Annotated in this window: 6 protein-coding genes; 4 read left to right on the forward strand and 2 right to left on the reverse strand. The window is 35.4% G+C overall.

Annotation, left to right across the window (positions count from 1 at the left end):
* Positions 1-29: 29 nt before the first annotated feature.
* On the reverse strand, positions 30-3,185 hold the full coding sequence (locus tag AAYQ19_RS05335) for a SusC/RagA family TonB-linked outer membrane protein (protein ID WP_343534666.1): 3,156 nt from the start codon (positions 3,183-3,185) through the stop codon (positions 30-32).
* A 447-nt stretch (positions 3,186-3,632) separates the two neighbouring features.
* Here AAYQ19_RS05335 and AAYQ19_RS05340 point away from each other — a divergent pair, with 447 nt between their 5' ends.
* From AAYQ19_RS05340 to AAYQ19_RS05355, 4 genes are read left to right on the forward strand one after another with little or no spacing between them, the layout of a single operon-like run.
* Positions 3,633-6,431, forward strand: a complete 2,799-nt coding sequence (locus AAYQ19_RS05340) for a glycosyl hydrolase (RefSeq protein ID WP_343534668.1) — start codon at positions 3,633-3,635, stop codon at positions 6,429-6,431.
* Positions 6,432-6,453: 22 nt separating this feature from the next.
* Positions 6,454-7,578, forward strand: coding sequence for a glycoside hydrolase family 88/105 protein (locus AAYQ19_RS05345; RefSeq protein ID WP_343534670.1), 1,125 nt, complete (start codon positions 6,454-6,456; stop codon positions 7,576-7,578).
* Positions 7,578-10,544 carry a glycoside hydrolase family 2 protein gene (locus AAYQ19_RS05350; RefSeq protein WP_343534673.1) on the forward strand — a complete coding sequence of 989 codons (2,967 nt, stop codon included), beginning with the start codon at positions 7,578-7,580 and terminating at the stop codon, positions 10,542-10,544. Before AAYQ19_RS05345 ends, AAYQ19_RS05350 begins: the two co-directional genes overlap by 1 nt.
* Positions 10,528-12,333: a prolyl oligopeptidase family serine peptidase gene (locus tag AAYQ19_RS05355; protein WP_343534675.1), complete on the forward strand. Its 1,806-nt coding sequence runs from the start codon at positions 10,528-10,530 to the stop codon at positions 12,331-12,333. The genes AAYQ19_RS05350 and AAYQ19_RS05355 overlap by 17 nt, the downstream gene beginning before the upstream one ends.
* Positions 12,334-12,602: 269 nt before the next feature.
* Here the strand turns inward: AAYQ19_RS05355 and AAYQ19_RS05360 are convergent, their stop codons facing one another.
* Complete coding sequence (locus AAYQ19_RS05360) at positions 12,603-13,517, reverse strand: PorP/SprF family type IX secretion system membrane protein (RefSeq protein WP_343534677.1); 915 nt, start codon at positions 13,515-13,517, stop codon at positions 12,603-12,605.
* Between the last annotated feature and the right edge of the window lie 240 nt (positions 13,518-13,757).

Raw genomic sequence — 13,757 nt, forward strand, 5'->3', positions numbered from 1 at the left:
AATGTTATAATTCAATTCGCCATAATTTATTAGAAACCAACTTCAACGCCCATTACATAACTGCGATTGAAATATGTTCTCTCAGTATCAAAATCATACCATTTTAAAGATTGATAGATACTTCCTGGATTTACAGCTTGAACATAAAATTTCATGTTTGCCAATCCAATTTTATTTGCAACATCTTTAGATAAATTGTAACCCAAAGAAATATTACGAATTTTCACGAATGATGCCTTTTGGAAACCAAGAAGTCCAGAGAAAGGATCTGCAGAACCTGAGGTTGCCTGACCTAAAATTGGTTTTTGGAATTCAGCATCTGGATTATCTGGAGTCCAGTAATCAGTTTCACGTTGGTTAGCATGTGCTGTCAAAGCTTCACCTCCTAAAGATGCAGTGTAACCTGTACGTCCAATAATATTTACTCCTAAATCAAATCCTTTATAAGTAAAGCTGTTATTCCATCCTCCTGTCCAACGAGGGTTGCTGTTACCAACAACTACACGATCAGTAGCATCCATTTTGTAATCACCATTTTGATCTTTAGGTCTTACGTTACCTGGTGTAAATTTGTAACCGTTAGCATTCCATTTTGCCATCTCAGCAAGATCTTCTGGCGTATTCTGCCAAAGACCATCATTATCGTAACCGTAACGAACAGCGATAGATTGTCCAATAAACCAAGAGTTGCTTACCATGTCTTGTGCACCATTTGCTAATGAAACGATTTCATCTTTTTGGAATGCAGCATTCAAATTAGTCTCCCAAGTAAATCCTGTAGCAGTTTGAATTGGAATAAGATTAAGTGTTGCTTCAATACCATGATTTTTTGTTTCACCAATGTTCGAAACAATATATGGGTATCCTGATACTGGTGGGATATCTACTCTTAATAATAAATCTTTAGTATCTGATTTATAAGTATCAATTGTACCGCTGATTCTGTTGTTCAAGAAACTAAAATCAATTCCAAGATTGTATTGAGTCGTTTTTTCCCAACCTAAGTTTTTATTAGGCATTCCAGTTTGATTAGCTGTATAATAAGGTTCATTTGTAGTAAAACCAATAACGTTGCTCATACCATTAAAAGGAAGGAAAATTTGGCTAATATTTCCTAAAGTTCCATAAGGATCAACAGAAGAGTTACCAGAAGTACCAAAACCTAAACGAAGTTTTAAGTTTTTAATCCAATCAACATTTTTCAAGAATTCCTCATTGTTGATACGCCAAGCTAATGCTGCAGAAGGGAAAAAGTCCCATTTGTGTCCTTCAGATAATTGAGTAACTCCGTCCCAACGTCCTGATACAGTCAATAAATAACGATTATCATAACCATAATTAGCACGAGCCATATAAGAACTGATAGCACGTTCTGTAAGACCTGAACTCATACGTGCATTGTTTGCCGCATTTGTAGCATCAACTGAACCCATTGCATTCCATAAGAATGAAGGCTTAGGAATATTATTAGCACTCATTGAAGAGTTTTCGATATTCCAAGATGATGCAGTTTGCAATAAAGTCATTCCAACTTTATGTTTAGCAGCAAATGTGCGATCGTAGTTAATAATGTTATCTACAGTCCATGAAAAATCGCGACGGTTTTGAAGACGAGCAAAGTTAGTACCTGCACTACCATTTGAATTCACTTTCAAAGATGATGTTCCATCAATATAAACACCTTCTCTCCAGTGACGGAAATCTGGTCCGAAATTCAATTTATAAGTAAGTCCTTCTAATGATTTGGTCATTTTACCAAAATCTAAATTAGCAGTGAAATTACCTAAGATACGCATGGTTTGAGATTGTTGCGTACTTTTATTCCATTCATCCATGATCGTGTAAACACCTGATTCACCACCTGGATTAATAATCAAATTGCCATTTGCATCATAAGGCACAGCAATGTTGTAAATTTGTTTAGCAGCACCATAAATTGCATCTGGCGCTGTACCACTTCTTGCACTTAAAGTTGACATACCGTAATCTTGCTCACTCCATGAAACATTAAAAGAAGCAGTCATTTTAAACCAATCAACTGGTGTAATATTTGAAGTCAATTTAGCAGTATAACGTTTGTACCACTGCCCTTTTTGAGTACCTTGATTATCTAAATACCCAACAGAACCATACGTATTCACTTTTTCAGAACCACCACTTGCACTAATTACGTGCTCTGTGCTAACTCCACCTTGAGTTACATATTTAGTCCAGTCTGTGTTCGTTACTTTAGAAGCATCCCAAGTTCCACTTGCCCATCCTTTTAATACATTGTCTCTTGATGTTTGACCATCTAATGCGCTGTCAAAAATCAATTTATCATTTGCAAGCGTAGGTGTTGCTGGATTAGCATATTTAGTTGGATCAAGATTGTATGCTGCCCAACGTCTGTAAGTAATAAAATCTTCAGCACTCATTGATGGTGATCTATCAACAATTTCAGAAGTAGTTACCGTACCAGTATAATTCAAAGTAAATCTACCAGATTTTCCTTGTTTTGTTGTTACGATAATAACTCCATTTGCACCACGAGATCCATAAATAGCTGTTGCAGAAGCATCTTTAAGAATATCCATAGATTCAATATCTCTTGGATTTAAAGTTTCAATTGCAGATGCAGACATTAATGGCACACCATCAACAACATATAAAGGATCATTACTAGCAGTCAAAGATCGATTACCACGAATACGAACAGTACCAACACTTCCTGGACGCTCGTTTGTTGTTACATCAACACCGGCAATTTTACCTTGTAAAGCTTCAGTCGCACTTGCAACAGGTCTATTCATTAATTTTTCAGAAGATATCGTTGCTACTGCCCCTGTCACATCAGATTTCTTCTGAGTCCCATAACCAACTACAACAATCTCGTTAAGCTGAGAAACTTCTTCTACAAGCTTCACATTAATTTCTGAATTCGTACCAACTGTTCTCTCAACAGATTTAGAACCTGTGGATGAGAAAACCAATACTTGTCCACTATTAGCACTGATAGAATATTTTCCATCAAAATCAGTACTAGTTCCCTGTTTTGTTCCTTTAATAAGTACATTTGCTCCTGGAATAGGTAATCCGGCCGCATCAGTGATTGTACCTTTAACCACTTTGTTCTGCGCATAACCTGCCGTCTGCAATAATGCAAACAAAGCCAAAATTAGCAAAAGACTAAGTCTATTTTTCATAAAAGTTAAATTTGGTTAATTAATTAGTTTATCCAAATTTATCCAGAACAACATGGCACAGCATCCTGTAGTATCCTGTTAACTTTCAGGTTTTTATAACAAATTTTATATTTTTCTTAACTTTAAAAAGTTTCAACTCCTTGATTTACAAGGGTGAATAAGTGTAGAATCCACAAATATTATATCGGAAATTTTATTGAAATATTTTTTTGTAATTCATAGTATTTTGAACTGAAAAATGCGAAATGAGAAAAAAATACGACAAATTATTACTCATTTGATTTTTAACAAAAAGATACAAAACAGGACGCTACAGGATAGCAAATTGAGTTTCTACTTCTACTTTTACCTTATCACAACTATTAAAAAGTTACTATTTTATGATTCTATACTTATATGAAGTAAGTAAATTAGTGACCGCTACATAAAACTATTGAACCTTAAGTAATGAAATTAACCAAATCAAATTGTCTTATCCTTTTATCCTTTTGCTGGATCTTTAGTGCTTCGGCTCAGGAAAAAAATTCACCTTGGCCAAAATCAACAAATATAAATCAGCCGTGGGCACGCTGGTGGTGGATGGGAAGCGCGGTAGATAAACCAAACTTAAAAAGAAGCTTAATCGATTTTCACAATGCAGGAATTGGTGGCGTAGAAATCACCCCTATATATGGTGTAAAAGGTGAAGAAGCTAATTTCATCGATTATCTTTCTCCAAAATGGATGGATATGCTAGACTATACCGTTCATATTGCAGACAGTCTTCATATGCAGGTTGATATGGTTTTAGGAACAGGATGGCCGTACGGTGGATCGCATGTTACTGTAGCCAATGCAGCAACAAAACTGATTATCGAAAAATATCCGCTCAAAAAAGACGAAACATTTGACCGAAATATTTCACTTGAAAATAAAAAAGAAAAAAATCCTGCCGAACTATTATATGTAGTAGCTTACGGAAAAGATGGTTCTTATATCAATTTGACCGATCAGCTAAAAAAGAATCAGACAAAAGCGAACGATAAAGGTATTGATGGAACTTCTGTAGCAATTCCGAATCAAACAGATCCTAATAAATTAAAATGGAAAGCCAAGAAAACAGATTATACTATATATGCTGTTTTTAGTGGCAAAACTGGACAACAAGTAAAACGAGCGGCGCCAGGCGGAAGCGGTTTTACATTAGATCATTATTCGCAAGATGCTTTTAATGCTTATGTTGTACCATTTAACAATGCATTTAAAGGTCGCGAAGGAAAAATTAGAGCTGTCTTTAATGACAGTTATGAAGTTTATGGCACTGATTTTACGCCTAAATTCTTCGAAGAATTTCAGAAATTAAGAGGTTACGACCTAAAAAAACAATTGCCACTATTATTAAATGAAACGGATGGCGAAGTTGGAAATCGTATCAGAAGTGATTACCGCCAAACAATTGGTGATTTACTATTAAACAAATTCGATAAACCTTGGACAGAATGGGCACATTCTAAAAGTTTCAAAACCAAGCTTCAAGCGCATGGATCTCCTGGAAATTTAATTGATTTGTATGCTGCAGCAGATATTCCTGAATGTGAAACTTTCGGTTCAATGCCTTACGACATTCCGGGGTTTAGGAGAGAAAAAGAAGATATCCGTGAAGGCGATGCCGATCCTGTTATGCTAAAATTTTCATCATCTGCAGCGCATATTTCTGGAAAAAATCTAGTTTCTTCTGAGACTTTTACGTGGCTGAGAGAACATTTTAAAGCTGCGCTTTCACAATGTAAACCAGAAGCTGAAGATTTGATGCTGAGCGGCATAAATCATATTTTCCTGCACGGTTCAACTTATTCGCCAGATCGCGCAGCATGGCCGGGTTGGAAATTTTATGCATCTGTAAATTTCAATGCTAATAATAGTATTTGGGAAGATGCTCCTTCTCTATTCTCTTATATTTCAAATTGTCAGTCTTTATTGCAACAAGGAAAATCAGATAATGAAATTCTGCTTTATTGGCCAATTTTTGACACTTGGGATAAATACCAAAAAGGAACTTTGTTTTTTGAATTCAAAATCCATTCGCTTCAAGAATGGCTTCACCCAACCACTTTTTACACTTCAACTAAAAACTTGATGAATAAAGGGTATGGTGTTGATTTTATATCAGATAATTTTATTGCTGATGCTAAAGTTGTTGACGGAAAAATTAATCTTAACGGAACTACTTTCAAAGCATTAGTTGTTCCTCCAGTGAAAAAAATGCCACTTGCTACTGTGCAAAAACTGATTGAGTTGCAAAAAGCGGGTGCCAAAATTATCTTTGAAGGTCTTCCAGAATCTGTTCCAGGTTTTAACGATTTTAAAAAGCAAGAGCAAGATCTTCAAAATCTTTTGACTGCTAATGGTGATTTGGTTAAACCAACTTCAGATATTTTCAAAACTTTAGAAAGTGCTCAAATTTATCCTGAAACGCTTGTAAATACAGGTTTGAAATTCATCAGAAGAAATGTTGATGGCGAAAAAATCTATTATTTAGTGAATCATACTCCTAAAACAATCGATGAATTTATTCCGATTGAAATTGGAAATAAAGAAGTTGTGATTTTAAATCCCTTGACTAGAGAACTTGGAAATGCAATTGTAAAAAAAGAAGCTAATAGAACATTGGTTAAAATTAAAATTGCACCTGGAGAATCTTATTTCCTAAAAACAGAAAATACCGCTTCGCAAAAAAAATGGAATTATTACGAAACAATTGCTGAAGCTGTTCCATTAAAAGGAAACTGGAAAATCAATTTTGATAAAGGCGGACCACAATTGCCTCCAAACGCAACAGTTTCAACTTTAGAATCTTGGACAAAATTAAGCCCAGAAGCCGAAGCTTTTTCAGGATCAGCGACTTATACGTTACAATTTGACAATCCGAATGCAAAAATTGAACATTGGAGTCTAAACTTGGGTGATGTTCGCGAAAGCGCAAAAGTTTGGCTTAATGACGAGTTTATTGGTACGGCTTGGTCAGTTCCGTATCAATTAAATCTTGGAAAATTAAAATCAGGAAAAAACACAATAAAAATTCAAGTAACCAATCCTTCTGCAAACCGAATTCGAAACAAAGAATTAAAAGGCGAAGAATGGAAGATTTTTTACGAAATCAATATGGTCGATAAGGATTATAAAAAATTCGACGCAACAAAATGGGCTCCAATGCCTTCGGGACTTTTAGGGCCAATCACGATTACACCATTAAAACAGCAAAACTAACTATTAACTAAGAATACAAAAAATGAAAAAATTATCTCTATTCTTCTCAATATGCTTTTTGTACACCTGTACAATCAGCGCGCAACAGCCATTTGATAAAAAATTAGTCTTAAAACAAATGATTTTGGCCAATGATTATTTCATGCAAAAATGGCCAGAAACAGGTAAAACAATCATCACCAATAAAGAACGCCCAAGCAACATCTGGACTAGAGGTGTTTATTATGAAGGATTAATGGCATTGCACGAAATTTTCCCAAAAGATACTTATTATGACTATGCTTATTCTTGGTCAGAATTCCACAAATGGGGATTTAACGGCGGAAATACAACTCGTAATGCCGACAATTACTGTGCTGCTCAAACCTATATTGATTTGTATAATTTAGAGCCAGATGCTAAAAAATTAAAAAATACTAGAGCAAATATCGCAATGCTTTTGAATACGCCTCAATTGGACGATTGGTCTTGGATTGATGCCATTCAAATGGGAATGCCGGTTTTTGCTAAAATGGGAGTTTTGGAAAAGGACAACCGTTATTTCGAAAAAATGTATGAGATGTACATGTATTCAAGAAACAAACACGGTGACAATGGACTTTTCAATCCGAAAGATGGTTTATGGTGGCGTGATGCTGATTTTGATCCGCCTTACAAAGAACCAAATGGAAAGAACTGCTACTGGAGCCGTGGAAATGGTTGGGTTATTGGCGCTTTGGCAAAGGTACTTACGATAATTCCTGAAAATGCACCGCACAGAGATCAATATGTAAAAGATTTAAAAGCAATGGCAGCGGCATTAGTTCCAATTCAAAGACCTGACGGGTTCTGGAATGTGAGTTTGCACGATCCAACAAATTTTGGTGAAAAAGAAACTTCTGGAACTGCTTTATTCGTTTACGGAATTGCTTACGGAATCAACAGTGGTATTTTGAAAAAGGAAACGTATTTGCCTGTTGTTCAAAAAGCTTGGAATGCCATCACAACTGAAAGTTTGCATACAAATGGATTTTTAGGTTTTTTACAATCAACTGGAAAAGAACCTAAAGATGGTCAGCCATTATCTTACGATAAAATTCCTGATTTTGAAGATTATGGTTTAGGCTGTTTCTTATTGGCTGGTTCAGAAATCTATAAAATGAAATAATGAAAAAAGCACTCTTATTTCTTGTTTTAATTCTTTTTAAAACCACGATATTTTCTCAGGAATTTAAGAGAGAAAAATACAATTTCAATTCCGATTGGAAATTAAAAACTGGAGACTCTCAAAATGCGGAGTCTCTTGGTTTTAATGATAATTCGTGGAAAAAAGTCACTTTACCGCACGCTTACAACCAAGAAGAAGCTTTCGAAAAAGATATTGAACATCTCACTACTGGAATTGTTTGGTATCGTAAAAAATTTAAGCTTCCAAAAGGAATAAAAGACAAAAAAATATTCCTAGAATTCGAAGGAATTCGTCAAGCCGGAACTATCTATATCAACGGACAAAAAGTTGGATTGCATGAAAATGGCGTGATGGCTTTTGGTTTTGATATTTCAAATTTGATCAAGCCTTTTCCGCAAGAAAATATTGTTGCACTCCGAATCGACAACGACTGGAAATACAAAGAACAGGCGACAGGAGCTTCTTATCAGTGGAATAACATTAACTTCAATGCCAATTATGGCGGTATTCCAAAAAATGTTTTTCTGCATATTACCAATAAATTATACCAGACGCTTCCGCTTTATTCTAACTTAAAAACGACTGGAGTTTACATCTATCCTTCAAAAATTGATATTCAGGCAGAAAGTGCAGTAATAAATGCTGAATCCGAAATTCGTAATGAATTTGATGCTGCAAAAACAATAGAGTATAATGTTATCATTGAGGATTTGGAAGGCAAAAAAGTAGCTTCTTTTTCAGGCGAAAAAACTGTAATTGCTCCCAATGAGACAAAGACATTAAAAGCTAATGCTCTAGTAAACAAGCTACATTTTTGGAGCTGGGGTTACGGCTATTTATACACTGTAAAAACCATTTTAAAAGTTGATGGGAAAATTGTGGATGAAGTTTCAACTAAAACTGGTTTCAGAAAAACAGCTTTCGCTGAAGGACAATTTTGGCTGAATGACCGAGTTTTACAGGTAAAAGGTTATGCACAAAGAACCAGCAACGAATGGCCAGCAATCGGAATGTCAGTTCCGGCTTGGTTGAGCGATTTCAGTAATAAATTAATTGTCGAAGGAAATGGAAATTTAGTTCGATGGATGCACGTTACACCTTGGAAACAAGATATAGAATCTTGCGACCGAGTTGGTTTATTACAAGCGATGCCTGCTGGTGACGCTGAAAAAGATGCACAAGGCGATACTTGGAAACAGCGTGTAAACCTGATGCGCGATGCTATTATTTACAACAGAAATAATCCGAGTATTATTTTTTATGAAAGTGGCAACGAATCCATCAGCGAAGCGCACATGCACGAAATGAAAAGCCTGAGAGATACTTATGATCCTTTTGGCGGACGTGCGATCGGTTCGCGTGAAATGTTGGACAGTCAAGAAGCCGAATACGGTGGAGAAATGCTTTACATCAATAAAAGTGCAAGAAAACCATTATGGGCAACTGAATATTCAAGAGACGAAGGAATGCGAAAATACTGGGATGAATTTTCACCTCCATTTCATAAAGAAGGAGATGGTCCTTTATATCGAGGAGCTCCAGCTTCTGATTACAATCACAATCAAGATCGTCATGCTATTGAAAATGTCGTTCGTTGGTATGATTATTATAGAGAAAGACCCGGAACTGGAAAACGAGTAAATTCTGGTGGCGTAAATATTATTTTTTCGGATTCAAACACACATCACCGTGGCGAATCAAATTACAGAACCAGTGGTGAAGTCGACGCTATGCGTATTCCAAAAGATGGTTATTGGGCACATCAAGTGATGTGGGATGGCTGGGTTGATGTTGAAAAACATCGTACGCATATTATGGGACATTGGAATTATGCCGATAATGTGGTAAAGAATATTTATGTCGTTTCTACAGCTTCAAAAGTGGAGCTTTTTGTCAACGGAATTTCGCAAGGTTTTGGAAAACGAAGCAGTGAATTTTTATTTACTTTTGAAAATATTACTTGGAAAGCTGGCACAATTAAAGCTATTGGCTACAATGAAAACGGAACTGTTTTAAGTCAAGATGAAAAAATAACTGTTGGAGAACCATCTCAAATTAAATTAAAATTAATCACACAGCCGAAAGGAATACTTGCTGATGGTGCTGATACAGCTTTAATTGAAGTTGAAGTATTGGATAAAAACGGTAATCGTTGCCCTATCAGCAATAACATAATTTCTTTTTCATTAAACGGCCCTGCAACTTGGTTGGGAGGCATTGCTCAAGGTCCAAAAAATTATATTCTTTCAAAAGAAATTCCAGTCGAAAATGGTATAAACCGAGTGATGATTCAATCTTTGGCGAAAGCCGGAAAAATTAACGTTTCAGCTCAATCTAGCGGGTTAAAATCGGCTTCATTATCATTTGAAACAAAAACAATAAATACAGCAAATGGACTTTCAGTAGAACTGCCTGGAAATAATCTGCCTTCTAATTTAGAACGCGGACCAACTCCAAAAACGGCTTCTTATACACAAAAAAGAATTCCAGTAAATATTTTAAATGCGGTTTCGCCATCAAGCAACAATGATACGTACAAAAGTTATGATGACAATGAATTAACGGAATGGCGAAATGATGGAAACATCAAAACAGGATCAATAACTTATACACTTTCTAAACCATCAATTGTAAACGAAACTGTTGTTAAATTTACAGGTTGGAGAACCAAAATTTATCCAATCAGAATTTTAGCTGATGGAAAAGAAGTTTTCAAAGGAAACACCACTCAGAGCTTAGGTTATATTACGATTCCCCTAGAACCTGTGTTGGCAGAAAAAATCACCATTGAATTAATTGGTGCCAATACAGAAAAAGATGGATTTTCGAAAATTGTTGAAGTAGATCCAACAAAAGAATTAGATTTATACAAAGATAAAACATCGGTTGATGCAACCGGTCAATTACGCATCGTTGAAATAGAATTTTATGAAAAAATCAAATAGTTTAAACCATTTAAAAGCTGTCCTGCTTTTACTATTTTTAGTAACCGTTCCGGCGCTTTCGCAGAAAAAAGAAATTCCATTGTGGGATAAAATTCCCGATGAAATTGTTTCAAAAGAATACGCAGAAACTGTCGAATATGATAAAAACGGAATTGCGGATGGTGTTCGAAAAGTAACTTTACCAACACTCACTGTCTATTTAGCAGATCCAGAAAAATCAAACGGAACATCAGTGATCATTTGTCCAGGAGGAGGCTACGGCATGTTGGCCATCAATAAAGAAGGTTTTAAAGTTGCTGATTGGCTGAATAGTTTGGGCATAAATGCTTTTGTTTTGAAATACAGATTGCCTAGCGATTTAATCATGAAAAACAAAACTTTGGCGCCATTGCAAGATGCTCAAGAAGCTGTACGAGTAGTCAGAAGAAATGCCGGAAAATGGAAATTGAATCCAAATAAAATTGGGATAATGGGATTCTCGGCTGGAGGGCATTTGGCTTCTACATTATCAACGCATTACAATGATCAAGTTTACACAGCTTCTGACACAACTAGTGCTAAGCCTAATTTTTCGATTTTGATTTATCCTGTAATTTCGATGCAGGAAGGCGTTACGCATCAAGGCTCTAAAGACAATTTATTAGGCAAAAATGCAGGAAATGAATTAGCCGATAAATATTCAAATGAAAAGCAGGTCACAGCTGCAACACCAAAAGCCTTTTTAGTTCACGCCACAGATGATAAAGCTGTTCCTGTTGAAAACAGCATCAATTATTATTTGGCACTGAAAAAAGAGAAAGTTCTGGCAGAAATGCATTTGTATGAAAATGGAGGTCACGGTTTTGGTTTAGGCGTAAAAGGAACAAATGCCAACTGGCCAAAAGATTGCGAAAAATGGCTTACTGCAAACAATTATACATTAAAACCAGACGGTTACGTTTTTACTTATTTTAAAGGAAACGGCGAAGACGGATTACATTTAGCTTACAGCGAAGATGGCTACAAATGGACAACGCTAAAAAACGATACTTCATTTTTAACTCCGGAAGTTGGAAAAGATAAATTGATGCGTGATCCATGCGTTATCAAAGGCGGGGATGGCTTATATCACATGGTTTGGACCGTTAGTTGGACCGATAAAGGAATTGGTTACACCTCTTCTAAAGATTTAATTCATTGGTCAAAACAAGAATTTATTCCGGTAATGGCGCATGAAGAAAAAGCTAGAAATACATGGGCGCCCGAAATCACTTATGACGAAAAATCAAAAACCTATATGATTTACTGGGCATCGACAATTGATGGCAAATTTCTCGAAACTAAATCGGATGAAGAAAAGGGATATAACCATCGTATTTACTACACGACAACTAAAGATTTTAAAAAGTTTGCCAAAACAAAATTGTTGTATGAACCTGGCTTCAATGTAATTGATGCTTCGATTGTAAAGGAAGAGCAGCAGTTTGTCATGTATTTAAAAGATGAAACTCGTAATCCAGTTCAGAAAAATTTAAAAGTTGCTTATAGTAAAAACTTAACCGGCCCATACAGTGCTGCAAGCAAACCGATTACTGGCGATTATTGGGCAGAAGGTCCAACAGCTATAAAAATAGATGGAAACTGGATTGTATATTTTGATAAATACACTCAAAAAAAATATGGCGCTGTCAAACAAACTTCTAAAGGCTGGGAAGACATTTCTGAGCAAGTTAGTTTTCCAATTGGAACTCGCCATGGAACAGTAATAAAAGTCAGCGCTGAAGAAATTAATGCTTTAAAAAAAGAATAGCAAAATATTGAAATAAAAAAGCAGGATATTGAGCAACTTATATCCTGCTTTCTACAAATGAATTAATACAATTTTTTTAACCTGAATATTTAGGTTTTTCATACTTCCTACATTCAAAACGCCGCTTTGTAAACGTTTTGAAATTAGTTGCAAAACACAAAATTCACTTGAAAGCACGTTAAATTTTACCACAAAAAGCTTTAAAACTGATAGATCAAGCCAGATTACAAGTTATTATTTCATAATGAGCTGAAATTAAATTAATTCTGTTAGAAAAAACGTGGTGTCGTTATCCTGTTTTGCCGCTTAGCAAACAGATCAAATCGAAGGAAAATTTCATGTGAACCACCATTGTAGTTCCCTATATTAGTTACATCATAATCGTAAGCATATCCAATATTTAGACTTGGGCTAATTTGGAATCCTGCCATTCCGCTTACTGTGGAGTCCCATCTATAGGCCAATCCGAGCGTTACTTTTTCCATAATAAGAAAGTTCGCTGACAAATCAACCGCTATTGGCGCACCGCTAACCGCTTTTACCATTGCAGCAGGTTTGAATTGAAGGTTTTGATTTAATTTGAATACGTAGCCTCCCATTGCATAAAAATGCATTTTTTGAGAAGCTATTGATACTTTCACATCATCGTAAAACTTTGTTTCTAAAATTTGAGGAATCGATATTCCAAAATACCATTGATCAGAATGAAAGTAGACTCCTGCGCCTATATTAGGAGAAACTTCACTCAACACTCCTGTTAATAAAGGGTCGTCAGGGTCATAAACGTTGAGTTTGTTAAAATCAACTTGCATAAAATCAATTGAAAAGCTTACGCCTAAAGACATTGTAAGCGATTCTGAAAGTGCTATAGGACGGGAATAACCAACTGAAAAAACAGTTTCTGAAGAAGGTCCAATCTGATCATTGATAATTGACAAACCAACACCTTGACCATTTTCAGTAATGGGCGTTTGGATTGAAAAATTTGCAGTTTCTGGCGCCCCATCTAATCCTACCCATTGTGATCGATACATTCCAAATACACTTGGCACTCCTCGCGTACCAATGTACCCGGGATTGATGCTCATCGTATTATACATATATTGTGTATACTGTGATTGTTGTTGGGGAAAACAAGGAGAAAAACACAACGAAATCAAAAACAAAAGTATTTTTTGATTCATAATTGCGATTTAGAATTATAAAATATCAAATCTTACTCATTAAGCTTTTTTAAGCTTATTGATTCTGCAACGAAGATCTTCAACAATTTGAATAATTAAAATACAATTAAAAATACTGTAATCCAGACCTTTAAAAATCAATAATCAAACTATATCACATAGTCTAATTATGCTAAATATATCAGATAAGAAAGCAAAGGCAGTGAATTAAGAATAGGCATTTAATTAAAATACATAACT

Origin of the sequence: Flavobacterium mesophilum (genome assembly GCF_039581405.1) — a bacterium.
In the GTDB taxonomy this organism is placed as follows: domain Bacteria; phylum Bacteroidota; class Bacteroidia; order Flavobacteriales; family Flavobacteriaceae; genus Flavobacterium.

Bases quoted from the DNA above. Each gene is read 5' to 3' on its own strand.
- AAYQ19_RS05335 (WP_343534666.1), bottom strand. From the start codon at position 3,185: ATGAAAAATAGACTTAGTCTTTTGCTAATTTTGGCTTTGTTTGCATTA.
- AAYQ19_RS05345 (WP_343534670.1), top strand. From the start codon at position 6,454: ATGAAAAAATTATCTCTATTCTTCTCAATATGCTTTTTGTACACCTGT.
- AAYQ19_RS05350 (WP_343534673.1), top strand. From the start codon at position 7,578: ATGAAAAAAGCACTCTTATTTCTTGTTTTAATTCTTTTTAAAACCACG.
- AAYQ19_RS05340 (WP_343534668.1), top strand. From the start codon at position 3,633: ATGAAATTAACCAAATCAAATTGTCTTATCCTTTTATCCTTTTGCTGG.
- AAYQ19_RS05355 (WP_343534675.1), top strand. From the start codon at position 10,528: ATGAAAAAATCAAATAGTTTAAACCATTTAAAAGCTGTCCTGCTTTTA.
- AAYQ19_RS05360 (WP_343534677.1), bottom strand. From the start codon at position 13,517: ATGAATCAAAAAATACTTTTGTTTTTGATTTCGTTGTGTTTTTCTCCT.